The sequence below is a fragment of the Staphylococcus sp. 231237_7MaSpsaltlick genome (genome assembly GCF_043107035.1).
In genome coordinates, this window is record NZ_JBICNX010000008.1 from 206,113 (window position 1) to 228,783 (window position 22,671).

A 22,671-nucleotide genomic window follows, 5' to 3' on the forward strand; every position below is an offset into this window, starting at 1 on the left:
TGCTTTTTATTTATTTGATAATAACTATAAACAATAATCCGTGTTATATTTAATACTAACTACCTTATACATATGGTTTCTCGGATTCACCTGTTTATTGCTCATAGTCTCTTTGTATTTATATCTTTTTCAAAAATTTATTTACACATCAAATTTGCTTAATTAAAAGATTTAATTGTGTTAAAGTAATATTTGAAAAAAACATTTTTTGGAGGATGCCATAGATGCAGCGTAGATGGATTAGCTTGTTATTTATTCCTATTTTACTGACAGCATGTGACAATACACACAGTGAACACCACCAAAGTTTATTTAACGTTATTTTTGTTAAGCCCATAGATTGGCTATTGCATAGTCTCGGACATCTATATGGCGAAAACTATGGTCTCGCAATTATTACTATTGTAGTTATTATTAGATTATTTCTGTTACCATTTATGGTTATGCAAGTTAAAAACATGCATATGATGCGAGAAAAGACACAAATCGTAAAGCCTGAAATTGATGAATTAAAAAAGCATATTAAAGACTCTGAAACACAAGAAGAAAAATTAAAACACAATCAAGCATTAATTAACTTATACAAAAAATACGATATCAACCCTTATAAAAATATGATTGGATGTCTGCCAATATTAATACAACTTCCTATCCTATATGGTTTGATTATCACATTGAAATATCCAAGTAGTGATGGTATTGATCGTTATCCTCACTTTCTTTGGTTTAATTTAACAGAACCTAATTTATGGATTTCACTGATTGCAGCAATCGTATATTTCTTCCAACCTTTAGTAAACTCAAGACATTATCCAAAAGATCAACGAACAAGTTACTATGTTTTAATGGTATTATCCCCTATTTTCATAACATATATTTCACTGCATTCTGCTGCCGCTTTAGGTTTATATTGGACTGTAGGGGGCTTATTTTTAATTATACAAATGCATTTCGCACATAAATACTACCGACAAAAAGCACAAATAGAAGCAAAAGCATTACAAGCATCACTTAATCAATCTCAATCGCACAGCTAATATAACTATAGTATCCATAATTTCAATTTATTCTAAATATCAATTTAACAAACAATATAAGCGATTTAATAATTTCTTTTTTAAAATTAATGGTGCTATAATATAATCAATTTATATTGCGAGGGGGGTATTGTATGGAATTTACAATTAGACCTTTAACAGAAGCTGACAAACACGGTAAAGCTATTGTCCATTATGAAAGCTGGATGGAAACATATAATGACATCTCAGTAAATGATTACCTTGAGAATCTCGATAAAGAACAATTTATAAAAAAATCTTCATTACATGATGCGCCAACTTTAGTTGCTATTGTAGATAATGAGGTCGTGGGCTTTATTTCATATGGTAAGGTTAAACATCCTACTTCAACAGACGATTGGAGTGAGATATATGCGCTTTACTTATTAGAAGATTACCAACACCATATGATTGGATTCGCCCTTACCCAACGCGCACTTGAACTTTCGTTTCCAGATAATGTTACATTGTGGGTAGTTGAAGAGAACGATAATGCTATACAATTCTATGAACAAATCGGTTTTAAACAAACTGATGCACGTCAGCCAGTATATTTCGGAAAAATGTATAATGAAATACAAATGACTTATATTAGACAAGACCACGATAATTAAATATTCAATTTGTAAGTCCTTAAAAATCAAGTATAAAGCAATCTAGAAAATAATTTCTAAAATAAATAAACCCCACCAAAAGATTCGGTCTTTTTGGTGGGTATTCTTTATATTAATACTAATTATTATATTCTTCCAAACTAAGAAGTTGATAACGTCTAGGCATTTAGTCATTTTAGTTGCTCTCTCAATCATTCTAATACTGTTTCTTTAAAACAATTAAGTTTTCTAGTCTAATTCTCGGATCCATTAATACCTTATAACATTTCAAAGCGCTATAAATGACATTTTTTGTCAAACATATATTTAATGCACAAGGCTTTCATATAATTTAATGTGTAGATCCTAAAGCAATCTTGATATCTTCATCCGAATCAAATGCTGCTTCAATAGCTGCAGTTAATCCTTTCACAATTGTGTCGAGTGACATGGATGGCTGGTTTGCTTTATGAACAACCTGTTCAGGGATAAATGGGACATGAATAAAACCAAATTTAATATTTGGGAATTTCTGTTCATGTAAATAACCTAACTGATACAAGATATGATTACAGACAAATGTTCCTGCTGAATGAGATAAACTTGCTGGTACGCCCTGTGCTTTCATAGCTTCGGTCATACGTTTTACTGGTAAATTAGAAAAGTATGCTGTCGCACCATCCCCCTGAATCTTTTTATCAATAGGTTGTTGACCATCATTATCAGGAATACGTGCATCATCAATATTGATACCAACACGTTCTGGTGTAATCTCAAACCTGCCTCCAGCTTGTCCAATTGCTATCACTATGTCATAAGTCTCATTTTGTAATTTTGATTCTACTAAATCCTTAGATTTATTAAATACAGTCGGTATTTCTAATTTATCTACTGTATGATTTCCAATTCTATCTGGAAGTAATTTTACCGCTTCCCATGCTGGATTTAATACTTCTCCACCAAAAGGATCAAACCCTGTTACTAACATTTTCATATTTCAAAACCACCTTGTTTTTAATTTAAAAAGCCCAAAAATACATTAAACCAATATGTACAATAATCAATATTGCAGCAATTGGTGCTTGTGCTTTTATAACACCAAATTCTTCTTTCATCTCTAATAAAGCTACAGGTAATGTATTAAAGTTTGCTGCCATCGGTGTTAATAATGTGCCACAAAATCCGCCTGTCATTGCCAAGGCACCAGCAATGACAGGGTCTCCACCTTGTGCAATAACAAAGGGTAATCCAATACTAGCTGTAATAACGGTAAATGCAGCAAAGGCATTGCCCATTAACATGGTAAACAATACCATGCCTAACACATATGCAACTGCCCCAATAAAATGATTACCTTCAGGAATAATGTTAGAAATTCCTTTAGAAATAACATTACCAACACCACTAACTGTAAATAATACACCTAATGCCGCCAAAAATTGAGGTAGAATACCTACTGTGCCAATCTGTTGTGTTAACCTATCGCTATCATAGCCTATAAATTTAAATTTTGGTTTAATAATCCAATAGGCACTGATTAGACCAATTACAGATGACACACCTAAACCAATTGCCCCTCCTAAAGGTGTCCAATTCGATACTATTATAGCTACAGCAGCCAAAACAATTGCAGGTATAAATAGTTTGTTGCCAAATCGCGTAGATCCTTGATCTCCTTGTTGCTCGTTAACATCTACTATATTGATAATTACGACTTGTTTAAATAATGTAAGTACCCCCATTAACACAATAAATATACCATTAATAACATTTGGTAAATAAGGTCCAAACATAAATATGACTGCTAATAATATCCAAAACAATGCCGTCCCATATCTTTTTTTGTGTTGCTTAGCTTTTAATACGCGACTAGCTGTATATAGTAACTGTAAGCCTATCAGTATGTAAAAAATTTCTAAAATCTGATTCAACAGTGATTCACTCATCATGTTTCACCTTCTTACGTGCATACTTTTTATCTAAATATTTATCAAATAAAATATTATTTAACCAAACAATAATTAAGACTATTACTGCAATGGGTAATGAGGCAAAAACCAAGTCCATTGCTTCTACCTTTATCTTTAATGATTTGAAAGTACCGACCATTAACAATATTCCTGCTGCTCCTACAAATAAATTTTGTCCAAAGAAATTACCATAATTTTCCATTGCAGAAGTTTGAGCTTTAATTTTTTCTATGTCCTTAGCGTCTATGTCCTCATCTTTCAGATCATACCTTGTTTTTAAGGCACCTTGTACCATTGGATTAATTAAAGGTCTGACAAATTGTGGGTGACCACCAATTCTAATAGAAGCGACTCCTGCTAATTCGCGTATAATTAAATAAATAGTCATCAATCTACCACTTGTGACTTGCTTTACCTTCCCAATTAGTCGAGATGCCTGTGTTTTCAATCCAAATCGTTCTATTAAGCCTACCATAGGCAGTGTTAATATAAATAAAGTCACCAATCGATTATCGACAAATGCTTTGCCAAGCGTTTCCAATATGGCAACAATATCTAACCCAGATACTAGTCCCGTTACAATAGCAGCAGTGAGTATAACAGCAATTGTGTCGATTTTAAAAATAAACCCTAATACAATAATAAGAATTCCAATTAATTTTAACCATTCCATTTTTTTACACTCCTTTAAAAACAGTATAACTTATCAAACTTATAAAGTTTGAATTTTCAGACATTTTTATAAAAAAATTCCCTTTTCCAATAACAAGTGAGCTGTTATAAGAAAAAGGGATTAATCAAATGTATAATATATTTCATTATTTATTAGAAATGTTACATTTTATAGCCACTTCAACGCTTCATCTGACGTAGATTTTGAAGGTAGTAACGTGACATAAATTAGTAAAATTGTACTTATTAACTCAATAATATTTAAACTGATTGCTACACTATTAATTTGAACAATATCAAATGTTATATTAATGAGCACTGAAAATGCAATTAAAATAATTGCAGAAAGACGTTTCCTACCTGCATCATAGAAGCGTCGCAATGTTACTGCAATCATCGGTACAATAATTGCCAATCCAAAAATACCGACAAGCGCTGACAATATTGCACTAATAATAAAAGCACCGGTAATAAAACTGATTACACCAATTAATGCGACAACAAATACGACTATAATATGTATTAACACCGGGGTCCAAAACTGTAATCGATTGGATTTCCCTTTAAAGTCGACATATCTTTTCCAAAAATCCTTATAGGCTTCTAACATTTTACAACCACTCCATTTTTCCTTGCATTAACTTTATATCCGAGATATTGTCCTTACTGTTCATACCCTTTTCATCATAAATCCATGCACAATAAAATTTTAAATAATCGGTTAAATATATTGTTTTATTATACTTTTTAAAATTATAGGTAATTCCTTAAATGCACTTGCTTTATGTAGCCTTTCACTGACTTTATGTGCATCCTTTCCAATTGGTCCACATAATAATGTTGGTGCACTAATCTCTTTAATTGCTGAAAATGGTATATCATACGTACGTCTAAAGTTAGGTGCGTTACGTTCGTATACCTCTATCTGTTCTAAATCACCATCAAATTTGAGATAACTTGAATCACTAATACCATTAAAGTAATGCACATGATTGCTCGTACGATTAAATTCAGTTAACATCAACTGCTGTACATGAGCAATGATACTTTGTAATTGTTGATTATCTGATGCATTGACAGCAGGATAATATGGAGTTGCAAAGAATGTTACCACAGCTGGCGTTATATCTCTGCATAATTGTATTAATTCATCAACTACAGCAACACTCTGTAAATTTAATTCAGACGTTTTACCAATTGCTTCATCAATGATTTGCTGAACCTTACCTTTACCATGTTGCTTGATTGCATAATCTAATAATTGTTCATAGGTCAACACATTTATCTTTGTCTCAAATGGTAAGCTTTCTGTTTCTAAAATATTTAATAAATTGTTCTCACAACGTTCAATTGCTGAAATTACTGTATCAATAAATTGACGATATACTTGCTTTGGCATGCGCTGATATAAAAATAAATTATATAAGCTAAAGGTTCTAAATGGTGTTTGTACATCATATGCTTGTTTATTATCTTTACATATTAATGAAACTGGCACAGGGGTTGATTCTTGCTCATATGTTTCTTTAAATGCTGTATTGTATTCAATCGCTTGGTTAATATAACTCATCATATAATTCGAACTAACACCTTCAAACGGATTGCCAACATGTGTTTCTTTTCCATAGCATAAGACCCCAGGCATAATCTTTCCTATTGATCCAGAATAAATATAATGTGCTTCTTCTAAACCACTCTGTTGAAATGTTGGCTCACTATTTAAATGAAGTTGAATACTTAATTGATATTGTTTAGTCAATTCTGCCAATTTTAATACAGCTTTTCTCATACCTGAAGAATTCACTTCTTCATCTGGTACCGTTATGAGTACTAAGTTAATATCCCACTGTTCTACAGTTGCTAATTCTATCAATGACAAATGTAGCATTAAGCCAGCTTTCATATCCATAATTCCCCTACCAAATAGATATGTGTCACTATTTAAATCTTCAACCGCTTCCTCACTTAGATAATTACTATATTGCTGAAATATTTTCTTCAACGCTTCAGGATTTGTAGCTTCTGATTGAAAAGAACCATAATCCTCTATACCAACTGTGTCATAATGACTGATTAATGTGATGGTCTTTTTAGAAGTTGGAGCTTGATAAAATGCCAAGACCGCCTCTTTATCATCTTCTGTTTGCACTAAGTGAATATGATCTTTATGCTCTTGAAAATAATTAAGCTGTAACAGTAATTGCTTCACAAAGCTTGGAAATGTCCTTTCTCCTGTAGAATGCGTAATCGTCTGATGATTGACCAGTCGTGTTAACAATTCCTGTCTTTCTTCATATGTTTGCCACAATAACTTCTCCATACAAAGCCCCCTTATAATCATTTAATTAATTATAATATGGTTTATTTTTCATATGCAATTTATTATAACTTTTTAGTGGAAAATATACACTTATTATAAATAGCTGTTTATAGAGAGATACACTTAATATTATGTCATTTCACTTCAACATATGATGGTTTATTACTTAATTTGATTGTCATTGCATTCTAAATTTCTTTACCAAGATAATGCATAATAGCATCTCTTAAAAATTGTGCCCCTCCTTCTATATGTTGATTGTAATAATGCGAAAATGAATCATCCGTAATATATATTTCTGCTAATCCGGCGTGTGCTTCTTCTGTATAATCTTTCCAGGTGTACATTAACCATTGCTTATGTTTCGTAACCAATTGTTTTGCTAATGGCGAAGATGGATTCCCTATATAAGTTGCCTCAATCAACAACTCAATAATTTCTTGTTCTAAGTCTTTAAATGCTTGATAATCCTCTTTGGTCATCGATTGAAATTTATAATTGCTATTATCAATCGTTTCATCACCGTAATCATTTCTGATTTGTGCACCATATTTTTCTTCATTATTGCGTATGACTTGCGCTTTAAAACCTTCAAATTTTTCTTGGTCTGTCATCTCAAACTCTCCTTTTTTACTAGCAATTGTTTTTTCCACAGTTTTTATAATATTTTCAATTCTATTTCTTTTTTCCTTTAACTTAACAACATGATGATTTAATGCTTCAATTTGATTAAATTGTGATGCCGTTAAAATATGCTTAATATCTGCAATGCTGACATCTTGTTCCCGAAAGAATACAATCTGTTGTAATTTATCAACTTCTTCACTGGTATAAATACGGTACCCAGAATCATTAATATAACTAGGTTTAAGTAATCCTATTTGATCATAATATCTCAAAGTACGTGTCGTTACGTTTGATAATGTTGCTAACTGACTTATTGTATATTCCATACTTTCCCTCCTTGTTATATACGATATTAGTCCCTAACGTAAGGTTAACCTCAAGTGGAAAATCAATTTTTTATTTATATAACAAAAAAAGACTTGAATTAAACGTTTTGTTTAATTCAAGCCTCTCCATTATGCCTTATTTCGTATTAATTATTATACTGACTTTTTGGTACTAATAAATAAACAGCAATAAATGCAATAATTGCTAATGCAGCATTAAATAGTAATCCGTACATTGCACCGATATGAATATTATAAACTGCAGTCATTACACTGAATAATGACCCTGAAATTGCAACACCAAATGAGTTACCTAAAGATGAAGCCATCTTATAAACACCTGATGCAACCCCTACTTTATCTTCAGGAGCTGTTGAAACTGCTGTATCTGTTGAAGGTGTGGCATATAATCCTAGACCTACACCGTAAACAAGATAACCTAATACACACATAATGACATATGGTACTGTTGGTAAAAATGTGAGTGATATCATAACGATACCTAAAGCATTTAAAGCAGCACCGATTAACATTGGTCGTTTAGGACCAACGGATTGCAGTATTTTCTCACCAACTCTTATCATTACTAGTACTGCAATCAGGTAAGTGATTGTCATTACACCTGATTGGAATGAACTAAAGTGTAACCCAGATTGGAAATAGGTATTTGCAACGATTAACGTACCGGCAACTGCATTGAGCAAGAAGTTCGATACGACAGCGCCACTATAACCTTTATGTTTAAATAACTTGAAATCGATTAATGGATTTTTAATTCTATTTTCAAATAAAATAAATGCAATTAACGAAATTACAAATAATATAATTAAAGAGATGATAGCTGTCGAGAACAAACCATAGTCCTCAGTTTTAGTAATAATTAAATTCAAACTTAACATTGAAATAATTAAGATTACTAATCCTCCAATATCGAATTTAGCACGTTTTGAAACTTCGGTTTGTACACCTTTTGTTTCAGGCGTATGTTTGATTAAGTACATCGCTAACAATGCTACGATAATAGAGATAATAAATATTGAACGCCAACCAATAAACGTTGACATAATGCCTCCGAAGAATGAACAGATCCCTGTTCCACCCCAAGAACCAATAGACCAGTAACTTAAAGCACGTTGACGCTCACGTCCAATATAATATTCATTAATAATTGCTAATGTTGATGGCATGATAAATGCCGCTGACAAACCTTGTACTGCTCTACCGATAACCAATAAAGATGTAAACCCAGGAATGATAATCATCAATGAACCAATGACACTTAAGATTAAACCTATATAAGTCATTTTTACTCTGCCATAACGATCAGCAAGACCACCTGCCCCCACGACAAATAATCCACATAATAGTGACGTTAGACTGACCGCGACATTAATTGTGCCATAGTTAGCATCAAAAGATGATTCTAAATCTGGTACAATGTTCACTAATGATGAAGCGAATAACCAAAAAGTTATCACACCTAAAAAAATCCCAAAAAGAAGTTTATTATCTCCTTTAAAGGTTTGTGATGTTTCCATAATTCAATTTCCTCCTAATATATCCGAGTGATTCAAGGACATACATTTCAAAATGGATATACACGCCTTTAAAGTTCATACCAATACGTATTCCTTCTAAAAAAGTCTATATCTATTTCAAAACGATTCCTATAAAAATATAATAAGGTTTAACAAAACAATAAAAGTAAAATGCTATTAAATCTAACTCAAATTACTTCAGATTATGTTTATTATTTTAAACCAATATATCTACATTACCACTTTAAAAATACAAAAGCTAAAAACTAGCTCTTATCGTGTAAAAGTAAACTTTTATATTAGCAAATTGATCTGAATTAAATTTCTGAAATATTAACTTTTATTTATTCACCAGATATTAAGTCAGCATGAGTATGTTGATTTGATTATTCTTTAGTATAATAATTCTATAAACTGAATTTCGAAGGCGGTTACTATGTTTAATTTATTTATTTTATTATTGGAACGCGTTGGTTTAATTATTTTAATTGCTTATATACTTATGAATATCAATCATTTTAAAACAATGATGAATGAACGTGATAAACGTCATTCCCAATGGCAATTGATTATCATTTTTGGATGCTTTTCAATCTTGTCTAACTTTACAGGCGTTCAAATTTTAGGAGATCAAGTCGTCAATGGTGCAGTATATAAGCACCTTGCTCCTGACGCATCACTAGCCAACACACGTGTATTAACAATTGGAGTATCAGGCTTAATTGGCGGTCCATTTGTCGCTATTGCCGTGGCAATTATTTCCGGTCTCTATCGTGTTTATATAGGCGGTGCTGATGCATATATCTATTTAATTTCATCAATCGTCATTGCCTTAGTTTCCGGTTATTTCGGTCATAAAGCGATACGCGCCCGTCGATATCCAACAATCCTGAAGGGTGCTTTAATTGGTGGTACAACTGAAATTATACAAATGCTCTGTATATTAATCTTTTCTAATAATACAGAACATGCTTGGACACTTGTAAAATTAATTGCCTTACCTATGATTTCAATTAACTCAATCGGTACAGCTATCTTCTTATCGATTATACTTTCTACAATTAAAAAGGAAGAAGAGACAAGAGCAATCCAGACACATGATGTACTGCAATTAGCCAATCAAACATTGCCTTATTTCCGTTCTGGCTTAAATGAACAATCCGCTAAAAAAGCGGCAGAAATCATACTGAATTTAATGCAAGTTTCTGCCGTAGCAATTACCAACAGAAAGGATATACTTACTCATGTTGGGGTCGCAAGTGATCACCACGTCGCACAAAAGGCAATCATTACTAATCTGTCTAAAGAAGCAATTCAATCTGGAACGCTTAAAGAAGCTTATTCTAGTGAAGATATTGGCTGCAACCATCCAGGTTGCCCACTTCAAGCTGCCATCGTTGTACCTTTAAGAATTAAGGATAAAGTCGTTGGCACATTAAAGCTATACTTTACCAATGTCAATGACGTTACCTATGCAGACAAACAATTAGCAACAGGTTTAGCGGATATTTTTTCTAGTCAATTAGAGCTGGGTGAAGCTGAGACACAAAGTGCACTTGTACGTGATGCAGAAATTAAGTCATTGCAAGCACAAGTTAATCCACACTTCTTTTTCAATGCCATTAATACAATTTCAGCACTGGTACGTATTGATAGTGAAAAAGCACGCACGTTATTATTACAATTAAGTCAATTTTTCCGTTCTAATTTGCAAGGTGCACGAAATAATCTCATTTCACTGGAAAAGGAATTACAACAAGTCAAAGCTTATTTATCATTAGAACAAGCACGTTATCCAGATCGCTTTGAAGTAGAATTTATTATAGACAGAAATTGCTATAATGCCTTAGTGCCCCCATTTGCCATACAGATATTAATAGAAAATGCAGTAAAACATGCCTTTAAAAATAGAAAATCAAATAACTATATACAAGTTATTGCTAAGCAAACTGATAAAGGGTTAAATATATCGGTACATGATAATGGCCAAGGTATCCCAGCTGATAAATTAAACATTATTGGGACGACAACTGTAAATTCAGAATCTGGTACTGGAAGTGCACTAGAAAATCTAAATCGACGTTTAGATGGTCTTTTTGGCAATACTGCAAATTTACATTTTCAATCTAATCATGCTGGTACTATTGTCAGTTATACTATCCCTTACCATTTAACTGAGGAGGCAAATTTATGAAAGCAATCATAGTGGACGACGAGCCATTAGCAAGAAACGAACTTCGTTATTTATTGAATGAAATTCGTCATTTTGAAACAATTGATGAATCTGAAACGATTTCTGAGACTTTAGAACTCTTACTTTATGATGATTATGATGTCATCTTTCTCGATATTAATTTAATGGATGAGAGTGGTTTGGCATTAGCCGAAAAAATTAAAAAAATGAAACGTCAACCCTTTATTATCTTTGCAACTGCCCATGACACATATGCTGTAAAGGCATTTGAACTAAATGCAATAGATTATATTTTAAAGCCTTTCGAACAACAGCGCATCGCTCAAGCGCTCAGTAAAGTTGAAAGTGCACTCACAATGCAACATGAACCAAATTCAAAAACGATAAATGTAACGACACAAAACGACCAATCAGACGATACTCATGCTACCTTACCAATTGAAGTAGACGAACGTATCCATATCATTAATCATACTGATATCATAGCCATATCCGTTAATAACGGTATTACTACCATTCATACTAAATCAGATGACTTCCAGACAACTGAACCGTTAAATCATTATGAAAAGAGACTCTCAGGTAGTCAATTTATGCGTGTGCATCGCGCTACAATTATCAACCAATCACACATACAAACGATAGAACATTGGTTTAATTATACCTATCAATTAACCATGTCAAATCAGTTAAAAGTACAAGTCAGTCGTTCTTACATGAAACAATTTAAAATAGCAATGGGTCTTAATTGACAGTTAACCTGACATTTATGCAACTCAGCATAAACAATTTGTAACTCACAGTAAAAGCCCTCTGTAGAAATCGCTTTCATTTTATAATGAAGTCAAGATTAATACAGGGGGCTTATACTATGGAAGCAAACAAAAAACAAACCACAGAAAACACATCAAAGACTTACAACTTTTTCCATCAGTCATTAGTGATTGCAATTATTTTACTTATTTCAAATATTATCGAAAGCTTTATGCCAATCCCTATGCCAGCTTCGGTCATCGGTTTAGTATTATTATTTATCGCATTATGTACGGGCATTGTTAAATTAGGCCAAGTAGAAAAAGTTGGAACAACATTAACAAATAATATTGGGTTCTTATTTGTACCAGCCGGAGTCTCAGTCATTAACTCACTCGGTGTATTAAGTTCTAGTCCAATACTCATTATTTTATTAATTATAATCTCAACACTTTTATTATTATTATGTACTGGATTTTTCTCTCAAATGTTAATTACAAAATCCTTTATCCCTAGAAAAGTTAAAAAACATAAATTTGCGGAGGAAAAAATATGATTGAACATTTAGGTATTAACACACCCTATTTCGGTATTTTATTATCTCTTATTCCTTTTATCATAGCGACAATGCTTTTTAAAAAGACAAACGGCTTTTTCCTATTCACACCGTTATTTGTATCAATGGTTGTAGGTATTGCATTTCTAAAAATCACTGGAATCAGTTATGAAAATTATAAAATTGGTGGAGACATTATCAACTTTTTCTTAGAGCCTGCAACAATTTGTTTTGCTATTCCTTTATATAAACGTAGAGAAGTTTTGAAAAAATATTGGGTTCAAATTTTAGGTGGTATCACTTTAGGGACAACTGCTGCACTTATCTGTATTTACCTTATAGCTGGATTGTTCCAATTTTCTAATGATATTATCGCATCGATGTTACCTCAAGGCGCTACAACAGCTATTGCGCTACCTGTTTCAGCAGACATTGGCGGTATTAAGGAATTAACTTCTTTAGCCGTTATCTTAAATGGTGTGATTATATATGCACTGGGAACTAAATTAATTAAACTATTCAATATTACCAATCCTATTGCTCGTGGTTTAGCATTAGGAACAAGCGGTCACTCTTTAGGTGTATCGTCAGCTCAAGAATTTGGAGAAACAGAAGCTTCAATGGCATCGATTTCTCTAGTAATTGTAGGGGTAATTGTCGTAATTGTTGCACCTATCTTAGCCACAGTTTTACTATAAGAATAACTATAGTGAGCAATCTCGACAAAAACTCACAAAAAACAGCCGATAAATGAATTTTATTGGCTGTTTTTTTAAATCATATTATTAAAGTTTAACGACTCTATCTTCTCACAAAATATAGTGATTAAAGTGCAATATCGTATGAATCAATGTATTGGTATAATCATATTTTTAAATTTGATTTATGACGTTGTCGAATTTTCACTATGGTGTCATAAACCAATCAATTGCGCGTTTAATAGCTTTATCCCAGTATTCATAATCATGTTTCCCCGGTCCTTCTTCAAAATGATAGTCAATATGGTTCGCATCTAAACATTTTATAAATTGTTTATTGTCACTTAGTAATTCATCTTCTGTTCCACACATAATGAGTAACTCGGGTACTGCACGCTGCTCTGTGCCTACTTGTTCTACTAAATAATAAGGATCAAGTTCTGTCTGTTCTGTTTCCTTATCAATTCCCGCAATTGCTTCGCCGGAAAAATCGTGCCAATCAATATTAAGTAATAGTTGTGGATTAAATACAGAAGATAGTGGTGCGGCCTTACTAAATCGATGCCCTTCCATCAATGCATATTTAATCGTTCCATAACCACCCATCGAATGACCTGCAATGAAGTTATCCTCTCGCTGTGTTGAAAGAGGCAGTATTTGATGTGCATAATCAAATACTTCTAAAATATAATCATAATATTTATGTCCAAATGCCATATTACTATAACCACTATGGTCTGCTTTAGGCATAATAATAGCTAATTGTTGCGCTTCAGCGTATCGTTCAATACTTGTATAACGTGTATATGATGTTTCATCACTTGATAAACCATGTAACAGCAGTAATGTTTTTAGTTTCTTAGGTGGTGTTGCTGAGTTAAAGTGACTATCATCTTCAGGTAAAATTACCGTGAATGGGTGACTCATGCCTATCGTTTTTGATTTATAATGAATTGAAAGTATTGCCAAATTTAAACAGCCCTTTCTCTATCGGTCAATCCCTTGAGGTTGATGTTTCTGTTCTTTTATACTCTTTTGAGAAGGATCGAGACGTTTTTCTAATAATCTTAAACCAACGTCTATTAAAATAGCAATTAAAGCGATAGGAATTGCACCAGCTAATATGAAAGTTGTTCCATCTGTTGCATTCGTACCACGAATAACGATATCACCTAAGGTAGGTGCACCTATAAATGATCCGACCGCCACTACTCCAATTGCTACGACTAATGCGATTCTCAAACCACCTAATATAACCGATAATGACAATGGTAATTCAATCATGCGTAATACTTGATTACGTGTCATACCCATCCCCTTACCAGCATCTTTAATATTTTCATCGACACCGTTGATACCGTCAAATGTATTTTTTATTATCGGTAGTAATGCATAGAAAAATACTGTCACTACAACTGTATTTGGCCCTAAGCCCATAATTAGCATTAATATAGCTAACATAGCAATCACTGGTACTGTCTGAATAATATTTGCAATGGTTATAATAATCCAAGATAATTTGCTATATCTTGCAATTATAATACCTAAAGGTATACCAACGATTGCAGCAAATAATACCCCGTAGACCGACATCAGTAAATGTTTGATGAATAAATCCCATAGGTAGCCAAAGTTCACAGCATAATATTCAATTAATTGTTGGATTAAATTGCCTTCCATTATTTTTGACCACCTTTCACATCTTTTTCAAAATAATTATGTTTTTTCAAGAATTTTTCAGCAACAACTGCAGGTTCTTGACCTTCGCCATCAGCTTGATAATTTAAAATTTGCATATCTTTCGTCGACACTTTATTGTGTAATTTTTTTATAATTGGTCTTAATTCAGGATGCTTATTCAATAATTTATTCGTTGCTACAGCACTCGCATCATATGGTGGGAAGAACCGTTTGTCATCTTTTAATACTTTTAAATCATATGCGGCAATACGTCCATCCGTTGAATATCCCACTGCTACATCTAAATTTCTTGATTTCAATGCATCGTATACGAGGCCAATTTGCATTGGTCTTACCGTATTAAATTTGTACCCATAAGCTTGGGTAAAGCCTTTGTAGCCATCACCTTCACGGTTTAACCATGAACTATCGACCCCTAATCGTAACGCCTTACTATGACGTTCTAAATCAGAAACCGTTTTTAAATTATATTTTTCTGCAGTTTCTTTCGTCACCATAAATGCATACGTATTAGCAAAACCATACGAATCAAAGAATGTTTGATTAAATTTCTTTTGAAATCCTTCTTGTGTGACTTGCATGGCTTTTTTAGGATCTTTGATTGGCTTTTCCTTTAATGCACCTGTTAAATCTGTACCGTCATAGCGTGCACCAGACATATTGGCATCTCCGTTAACTAATGCATTATGTTGAATCGTACTGGATCCTAAATTATTAATTAATGTTGGCTTTATTTTCCCATGTGTATCGTGTTCTATTAATAGTCTCAACATATGTGACATGATTTGAGACTCACTCGTTGCTACAGCTGTGATTTTGACATCATCATCCGTACTTTTACCACCTAAGCCAGGGAGGCTACAGCCAGTCAACACCGTTAGACACAATACAAGCAGTATCGTAAATTGCTTAACCTTTCTCATAATGTCCTCCTTCAGTTATCTGGAAACCTTTAATCCCTTTGGCACAGCCCACTTTTCAATTCTAGATAATACAAAATCAACGACTAAGGCTAATAGCGTTACTAGAATCGCTGCACTGACAATCATCATCGGATCATACAAATTCAATCCATTAAAGACGAAATCGCCTAATCCACCTGCACCAACATAACTGGCTAGTGTGGCCCAGCTAATTACGTAAACCGAAGACAATCGGATGCCTCCTAATATTAATGGTAATGCCAATGGTAGCTCTACATCTTTCATTAATTGGAATCGTGTCATCCCCATACTCGTTCCAGCTTCTTTAATATTTTTATCAATATTTTGAACACCAATAACCGTATTATTTAATATTGGTAACAAGACATATAAAAACAATGCGACAATTGCTGGCATTTTACCGACACCAAATATAGGTATCATTACAGCTAACACTGCCAATGTTGGAATGGTCTGCAACACACCTGCAATCGTCAATACAATATTCGAAGTACGTTTTAATTTTGATAATAATATCCCTATCGGAACAGCTACAACAATTGCAATCAATAATGCAATGATTGATATGTAGAAATGTTCTACCGTCTTCGATATCAATTGACCGCCATATTGTTCAAGAAATGCTTTCATTATTTATCAGCTCCCAAATTTTCCGGCTCAACGATGGCATCTTGTTCGCTCTCAGTTGTTTCATCACCCCAGATGCTATCGTATACGATATCAACTAAATTAGCTCTTGTTACTAGACCGATTAATGTTTGACCATCTTTGTCTACAACAGGTACATTACGTACATTTCGTTTCAATATTGTGCGCACTGAATCTTGTAATTTACTATCTATGCGCACACGATAAATATCACGTTGCATAGTATCAATTAGCTCTTTTTTCGCTCTTAAACCTTGGTTAATGTCTTCAATATCTAAATAACCAAGTAACTTTTCATTTTTTCCTGTGACAAAGATTGTATCAACACGTCGTTCACGCATGATTTTAACCGCTTCATCTAATGAACTATCTGCATGCACTGTAACTGGTTTAATCATTGCATCTTCTACTGTTCGCATATTTGGTCGGTCTTGGATCAATCTATTTTGACCAATAAAGTCACGCACGAAATCATTGGCTGGGTACCGCAAAATATTATCAGGTGTATCGAATTGCACTACACGTCCTTCTGACATAATACAAATTTTATCTGCTAATTTAATCGCCTCATCCATATCATGCGTTACAAAAATAAATGTCTTACCTAATTTTTGCTGTAATTCTTTAACCAAATCTTGCAATGTATCTCGTGTAATTGGGTCTAAAGCACCAAACGGTTCATCCATAAGAATAATATCTTGTTCAGCAGCCAACGCTCTCACTACACCAATACGTTGTTGTTGACCGCCAGATAATTGCGAAGGATAACGATCCAAATATGATTCTGGTAAGTCGACTAATTTAATTAATTCTTTTGCTTTTGCTTCTTTCTTTTCTTGGGACCATTTCAACAATTTAGGCACTAAAACGATATTTTCTTTAATAGTCATGTGTGGCATCAAACCAATTTGTTGAATGACATAACCAATTTCTCTACGTAATTCTACCGGATTCATTTTACGTACATTTTTGCCATCGATATAAATGGTTCCTTCTGTTGCCTCTATCATCCTATTAATCATTCGCAATGCGGTCGTCTTACCACTACCACTAGTACCAATAAATGCTATAAATTCCCCAGACTCTATATCTAATGAAATATTATCTACGGCTTTTTTCCCACCACCATAGATTTTAGTTAAATTTTCAATCTTTAACATATGGCCATTCCTTTCTAATGCTATGTATGTTTTATTTTCAATCGTAAAAAAGATAAAAGGGCTACTTGTGGATGTTATACAAATTCTAAAATAAGTAAAAACATGAGCACAAATAGCCCTTCATTTGTATGAGCATATAAATCATTTCTTTGAAAACGCTATACACGACGCATTCAAACTTTATTTTGTTCATCCTACAATTATTTAGATACCCTAACTTCCCTAAAAAATACACTTTATTTAACTATTATAAGCAAGATACATTGGTTAGTGTACCAACTGGACGGTTTAGTTACAACCCTACAACCATCAAATTTAAGGGAATGAGCGAAGTTTAAACCTCGGTCATTCCCTTTAGATAGAAGCGATTCACACTTATTTACATCATGTGAATAATTAATTTAATTTATTGTTCAAATGTACGATTTGTTGTCGATTTTGAATAATTTGTTAGTCTTTCTAAAACTGCTTCACGCATCGACTCATCTAAGGCATCCAAACCAAAAATTTCAGATAACCATAAACCATCGACTGCCAATCTCATAATCGTTGCATCAATCTTATCTAGACCATCATTTTCAATGTATGATTGCCATATCTTGTAGGTTTCTTGTAACGGCGATAACAAATGTCTATTATTTCCTTCTGCTGCTAACATACTTGATGTAATTGCGGCATTTTCAGAGCGATGTTCACGAGTAGCTTCTACAAATGCACGCAACCATTTACCTTGTTCATGAATATCGGCAGCTACCCTTTCAGCTACATTATTCCGATATATTTTGTCAGCGTGATCCACAAGTCCTTCAATTAAAGCTGTCTTACTTTTAAAATGATATAGTAAACCTCCCTTGCTCACGCCCGCACGCTTTGCAACGGCATCTAAAGTGAGGTACTCACTACCGTATTCATTAACAATCGCTGCTGCAGCATCTAATAATTGCGTTTTCTTTGAAGTTCTAGGCATTCATACACCTACTTTCTTAAATAATTTTACTGTTAGATATTACTATATTTTTTAATAACTAACATTATAATCTTGTAACTAATCGTTTTATAAAGCATAGCTATTTATCATTCAAACCTTTACCATTCAATATGTGATCAACGTATTTTTCAACACGTTGTTCTCTTGTAGCGGCTCTTTTTGCTTGTCCAATATGATACATATATTGTCTTTGTCTACCAGGCGTTAATTTATAAAAAGCTTCCTTGAGTGCCGGCATTGCCTCAAATTTATTACTTAATTCTTCAGGCATTTCATACTCTTCAGTTGATTTCATAGGTACTTTTTTACCAGACTTTTCAATTCGAATTGCTTCTGCAAGATACCACTTTATTTCCTCTTCTCTCTTGCTAATTTCTTCCAAACTTTCAAAACGTAACTGTCTTGCAGCTTGAACATTTTTAGTCTGTTGAATTAAAGTCTGATAAGGATCTTCCATAATGGCACCTTTTTCAAAAAGCAATGCACAATAATGCTTGAAATCTTGAATAATCACCACATTTTTATTATTTAAGGTATAGCATGGATGCATCCATTTATAATCTTCATCTAATTCAGTTTCTTGAATCCATCTTCGTAGTATCTTAAATTCATCTTGCCACTGATTTAATTTTTCTATAAACGCATCAACTTTACTGTTATTTTCAACCATTTATAATCCCCCAATTTAATGATTTCAGTATATTCATATCTTACTATGATTTGCCCTATTTAATCTATAATTAATCAAAATCGACATCCAAACAAAGTTTTCCGATAAACATACTAGGAATTATGTATAATCTATGCTATTCTATTTTTATTCATTTTTGAATATTTAAATTTTATAGGGGTGATTAAATGGAACAAACGAATAATTTGAAGAAAGTATTAGGCTTCACAGATGTCATGGGCATTGCCATTGGACAAATAATCGGAGCTGGGGTCATGTCTCTCACAGGTATTGGCATTCAAATGACCGGTAGTGGTATTACACCAGCCTTTATATTATCGTCTCTTATCACATTACTGACAATGTTTCCTATTGCAATATTAGGTTCTGCTTTACCAACTACTGGTGGTATGTACCAATATACAAGTCGATTATTATCACCAAAGGTTGGTATTTTTTGGTTGTTATTGTTCATGTTAGTGCAAATCACTTTGTCGCTCTATGCACTGTCCTTCGCACAATATTTAGAAGGTTTGTTACCTGGCATCCCAATAAGAACAGTTTCATTTATACTTATAACATTATTGTTCATCGTCAATATTGTCGGAGTGAAATCCGCTTCTATAGTTGGTAATTTAATGGTTATCACATTGATTATTGCATTATCATGCTTTATTATTTTAGGATTCCCACATGTTAACTTCAAGGTCTTCAACACACCTACAATGTTCCCTGATGGCTTTACCGGATTCTTTACTGCAGTAGGTCTAGTATCCTTTGCTACAGGTGGTGCACAAGTAGTAGCAGAACTTGGTGGTGAAATGAAAAATCCTAAACGCGATATCCCTATTGTGATTATTGTGGCTACAATATTTGTTGGATTACTTTATGCTTTTATAGCTTCTATTGCGGTTGGTGTATTACCGATACCAGAAGTTGCAGGTCAACCACTTACGAGTGTAGCGCATAAGGTATTACCGACACCTGCGTTTATATTTTTTATGGTAGGAGGTGCGATGTTCGCTCTCGCCACAACGCTAAATTCTACATTTACATGGGTTACAAAAAGTTTATTGATTGCTATCAAAGATGGTTATCTCCCTAAATCATTAGGTCAAGTTAACCAACGATTTGGCACACCTCATTGGCTATTATTTATTTTTTATCTAATAGGGGTCATCCCAATCATTACTGGCATGTCGTTAAATGTAGTAGCACAACTTGGAACAGGTATTTCATTAATTGTCTTTGCATTTCCTGCATTAGCAGTGACTCAATTACCTAAAAAATATCCCGAAGCCTATCGTAATTCGCCTTTAAAGGTTCCTTATCCTTTATTAGTAACAATTGCCGTTAGCTCTATTATCGTCTTAATTTACCAAAGTTATTTACTTATCTCAGATTTAAAGACGGGTTATATCATTGGTACATTACTTTATATTTTATTTGCTTTGGGTGTGGCACACTTTTCGAATAAAAGAGCTAACTTGTCCACTCAACATATTGCGCTTAGTACTTCAAAATAATACATCTCTCATTAGTACAATAAATATCATATAAAAAACATTAAAAAAGTAGGATGACAAACACTTCAGTGTGCATCGTTCCTTATAAGTTGTTCACTTTTCAGTGCTAACTTATAAGGACACACATTAATGTCTCATCCTACTGTTTTCTTTCATAAGTTTCTTCAGTTGTACATGCTTCTAAAACCTTAAAGTGTTAACCTTCTCAATACATAAAAAACATATTTTTCTTAACTATACAATTTTATATTGATGCATAATTAATATAAATAGCTGCAATATTTTTCCCTAAGCTATCTTGCACTCAAAAAATAGTTATTAATTAATCATGTTTAACTCTATATTTAGAAAGTTGATTTAAACTAATAATAGTGATTAAGGCGATCACACCAATTGTTGCAGAGAAATAAGTAGTTGCATGAACATCTAGATTTGATACAACGAGTCCGCCTACAACACCGCCAATTGCAATACCTGCATTTAAACTAGACATATTCCAGCTCATCACCTGGCTTGTGTCACCATCTACATGTTCAATAATCCCGCTCTGAACTGCAGGATTTGTACTCCACTGCATGATATTCCAAATAAAGATAATTGCTAACAACATCACAGTTCCTGTTAAGAAGAAATTCAATGACAGCAACATTACAATGAACAATATAGTTGCTATCGTTAACCAACGTTTACTCGTTAATTTATCAGATAAGAAACCTCCCATTGATGTTCCGATCATACCTGCTACACCGTTTATTAATAATGCAATTGAAACAAATGACAAATCATGTCCTCCAGATAGCATCAATGGATTAATATAAATAAACGTCACTGAATTAGCAACTAATAACAAGAAGGTAATAGCTAAATATTTAGCTACTTCAATAGGTCGCAGAATTCGACCTGTTGTAGCTTGCTTAGTCTGTTGTTTGTTATCGTTATTCGGTGAAGGTTCGATGTTTGAATTTGGAATATATATATACATCAATATGCCGACAAGCACACTAACAATAACGATAAAAATAAATGTATAGCGCCAACCAACAAGATCACCAATAATTGTCCCTATAGGTACCCCAAAGACATTAGCGCCACTAAATCCAGAATATACAATACCAATCATTTTCCCACGATTTTGTGGTGCCGTCAGTAGCGCAGTTAGGGCCAATATTTTGACAACGATTAATGCAGCTGCTGCCGAAGAAATGATTCTCCCAACTACAAGTATTGTAAAATTCGGTGCCATCGCTATCATTAAGTTCCCAACAATAAATGCTAGCAATGTCCATAACAATACTGGTTTAGGTGAAAATCGATTGGTTAGCTTTACTAGAATAGGACCAGCAATTGCAAATGTTATTGCATATAAGGTTACTAATTGACCTATAATTGCTTCTGATACATTTAAATCATGACTCATCAAATTCATAATACCTGCAACCATCATTTCAACCATTCCTACTATGAAAATACTCAAAATGAAGGTCACTACTCGCATTGAAGACATCAATCCCACTCCTTTCCGTTCGATTTATTATAAAATTTCATAACTTCTCTATTATAAACGATGACTTAATGTGTTTAAATAACTTTTAATCATATCGTTTTAATTATCGTGATTTAATTCGTAAATTTATAGTATTAAACCTAAACTTTCCCTTGGTTAAACTGCCTTTTGATTCTTAGCATGAATTTTATTGAAGTCCTTTATAAAAAATACATCATAAAAACA

The 22,671-nt window shown here is 33.2% G+C and carries 22 protein-coding genes; 7 read left to right on the forward strand and 15 right to left on the reverse strand.

Translation table 11 applies throughout. The features are described 5' to 3' along the window. Positions 1 to 224: 224 nt before the first annotated feature. Positions 225 to 1,037 carry a membrane protein insertase YidC gene (gene yidC, locus ACF91D_RS16995; RefSeq protein WP_107527702.1) on the forward strand — a complete coding sequence of 271 codons (813 nt, stop codon included), beginning with the start codon at positions 225 to 227 and terminating at the stop codon, positions 1,035 to 1,037. A 134-nt stretch (positions 1,038 to 1,171) separates the two neighbouring features. Next, positions 1,172 to 1,672 (forward strand): GNAT family N-acetyltransferase, encoded by a 501-nt coding sequence (locus ACF91D_RS17000; protein WP_107526612.1) that lies wholly within the window; start codon positions 1,172 to 1,174, stop codon positions 1,670 to 1,672. A 331-nt stretch (positions 1,673 to 2,003) separates the two neighbouring features. On the opposite strand, the gene pcp is transcribed toward ACF91D_RS17000, so the two are convergent. The 7 genes from pcp to ACF91D_RS17035 form a co-directional block, all read right to left on the reverse strand. Next, complete coding sequence (gene pcp / locus ACF91D_RS17005; protein ID WP_107526611.1) at positions 2,004 to 2,645, reverse strand: pyroglutamyl-peptidase I; 642 nt, start codon at positions 2,643 to 2,645, stop codon at positions 2,004 to 2,006. A gap of 25 nt (positions 2,646 to 2,670) precedes the next feature. Beyond that, positions 2,671 to 3,597, reverse strand: coding sequence for a DUF979 domain-containing protein (locus ACF91D_RS17010; protein ID WP_107526614.1), 927 nt, complete (start codon positions 3,595 to 3,597; stop codon positions 2,671 to 2,673). Further along, positions 3,590 to 4,294 (reverse strand): DUF969 domain-containing protein, encoded by a 705-nt coding sequence (locus ACF91D_RS17015; protein WP_107526610.1) that lies wholly within the window; start codon positions 4,292 to 4,294, stop codon positions 3,590 to 3,592. Before ACF91D_RS17015 ends, ACF91D_RS17010 begins: the two co-directional genes overlap by 8 nt. Before the next feature lie 168 nt (positions 4,295 to 4,462). Then, the gene (locus ACF91D_RS17020) at positions 4,463 to 4,903 is read right to left on the reverse strand and encodes a DUF805 domain-containing protein (protein ID WP_042739243.1); all 441 of its coding nucleotides are present in this window, start codon (positions 4,901 to 4,903) and stop codon (positions 4,463 to 4,465) included. Positions 4,904 to 5,014: 111 nt separating this feature from the next. Then, on the reverse strand, positions 5,015 to 6,613 hold the full coding sequence (locus tag ACF91D_RS17025) for a M20/M25/M40 family metallo-hydrolase (RefSeq protein WP_107526609.1): 1,599 nt from the start codon (positions 6,611 to 6,613) through the stop codon (positions 5,015 to 5,017). Between the two features lie 188 nt (positions 6,614 to 6,801). Then, positions 6,802 to 7,566, reverse strand: a complete 765-nt coding sequence (locus ACF91D_RS17030; protein WP_107526608.1) for a MerR family transcriptional regulator — start codon at positions 7,564 to 7,566, stop codon at positions 6,802 to 6,804. 146 nt (positions 7,567 to 7,712) lie between these two features. Continuing rightward, positions 7,713 to 9,104, reverse strand: coding sequence for an MFS transporter (locus ACF91D_RS17035; RefSeq protein ID WP_042739240.1), 1,392 nt, complete (start codon positions 9,102 to 9,104; stop codon positions 7,713 to 7,715). Positions 9,105 to 9,540: 436 nt separating this feature from the next. Between ACF91D_RS17035 and ACF91D_RS17040 the strand changes: the two genes are divergently transcribed. From ACF91D_RS17040 to lrgB, 4 genes are all read left to right on the forward strand, one after another. Continuing rightward, positions 9,541 to 11,298 (forward strand): sensor histidine kinase, encoded by a 1,758-nt coding sequence (locus ACF91D_RS17040; protein WP_107591329.1) that lies wholly within the window; start codon positions 9,541 to 9,543, stop codon positions 11,296 to 11,298. Next, positions 11,295 to 12,050: a response regulator transcription factor LytR gene (locus ACF91D_RS17045; protein ID WP_107526606.1), complete on the forward strand. Its 756-nt coding sequence runs from the start codon at positions 11,295 to 11,297 to the stop codon at positions 12,048 to 12,050. The genes ACF91D_RS17040 and ACF91D_RS17045 overlap by 4 nt, the downstream gene beginning before the upstream one ends. Before the next feature lie 119 nt (positions 12,051 to 12,169). Then, positions 12,170 to 12,607, forward strand: coding sequence for an antiholin-like murein hydrolase modulator LrgA (gene lrgA, locus ACF91D_RS17050; RefSeq protein ID WP_107526605.1), 438 nt, complete (start codon positions 12,170 to 12,172; stop codon positions 12,605 to 12,607). After that, a complete protein-coding gene (gene lrgB, locus ACF91D_RS17055) occupies positions 12,604 to 13,305 on the forward strand; it encodes an antiholin-like protein LrgB (protein ID WP_107511849.1) in 702 nt (233 codons plus the stop codon). Before lrgA ends, lrgB begins: the two co-directional genes overlap by 4 nt. A 207-nt stretch (positions 13,306 to 13,512) precedes the next feature. Here lrgB and ACF91D_RS17060 read toward each other — a convergent pair whose 3' ends face one another. From ACF91D_RS17060 to ACF91D_RS17090, 7 genes are all read right to left on the reverse strand, one after another. Beyond that, positions 13,513 to 14,274, reverse strand: a complete 762-nt coding sequence (locus ACF91D_RS17060) for an alpha/beta hydrolase (RefSeq protein WP_107526604.1) — start codon at positions 14,272 to 14,274, stop codon at positions 13,513 to 13,515. An 18-nt stretch (positions 14,275 to 14,292) separates the two neighbouring features. After that, positions 14,293 to 14,985 (reverse strand): ABC transporter permease, encoded by a 693-nt coding sequence (locus tag ACF91D_RS17065; RefSeq protein WP_042739234.1) that lies wholly within the window; start codon positions 14,983 to 14,985, stop codon positions 14,293 to 14,295. Then, positions 14,985 to 15,929 (reverse strand): osmoprotectant ABC transporter substrate-binding protein, encoded by a 945-nt coding sequence (locus ACF91D_RS17070; protein ID WP_107526603.1) that lies wholly within the window; start codon positions 15,927 to 15,929, stop codon positions 14,985 to 14,987. Before ACF91D_RS17070 ends, ACF91D_RS17065 begins: the two co-directional genes overlap by 1 nt. A gap of 15 nt (positions 15,930 to 15,944) precedes the next feature. Continuing rightward, entirely contained in the window at positions 15,945 to 16,580 is a 636-nt protein-coding gene (locus ACF91D_RS17075) for an ABC transporter permease (protein ID WP_107511847.1), read from the reverse strand. Further along, on the reverse strand, positions 16,580 to 17,758 hold the full coding sequence (locus ACF91D_RS17080; protein WP_107526601.1) for a betaine/proline/choline family ABC transporter ATP-binding protein: 1,179 nt from the start codon (positions 17,756 to 17,758) through the stop codon (positions 16,580 to 16,582). Before ACF91D_RS17080 ends, ACF91D_RS17075 begins: the two co-directional genes overlap by 1 nt. A gap of 406 nt (positions 17,759 to 18,164) precedes the next feature. Then, the gene (locus ACF91D_RS17085) at positions 18,165 to 18,725 is read right to left on the reverse strand and encodes a TetR/AcrR family transcriptional regulator (protein WP_107511845.1); all 561 of its coding nucleotides are present in this window, start codon (positions 18,723 to 18,725) and stop codon (positions 18,165 to 18,167) included. Positions 18,726 to 18,825: 100 nt separating this feature from the next. Beyond that, a complete protein-coding gene (locus ACF91D_RS17090) occupies positions 18,826 to 19,416 on the reverse strand; it encodes a YdeI/OmpD-associated family protein (RefSeq protein WP_107526600.1) in 591 nt (196 codons plus the stop codon). A 188-nt stretch (positions 19,417 to 19,604) separates the two neighbouring features. Here ACF91D_RS17090 and ACF91D_RS17095 point away from each other — a divergent pair, with 188 nt between their 5' ends. Then, positions 19,605 to 20,942: an APC family permease gene (locus ACF91D_RS17095; protein WP_107526599.1), complete on the forward strand. Its 1,338-nt coding sequence runs from the start codon at positions 19,605 to 19,607 to the stop codon at positions 20,940 to 20,942. Between the two features lie 322 nt (positions 20,943 to 21,264). On the opposite strand, the gene ACF91D_RS17100 is transcribed toward ACF91D_RS17095, so the two are convergent. Then, a complete protein-coding gene (locus ACF91D_RS17100) occupies positions 21,265 to 22,446 on the reverse strand; it encodes an MFS transporter (protein ID WP_107526598.1) in 1,182 nt (393 codons plus the stop codon). Positions 22,447 to 22,671 lie beyond the last annotated feature (225 nt).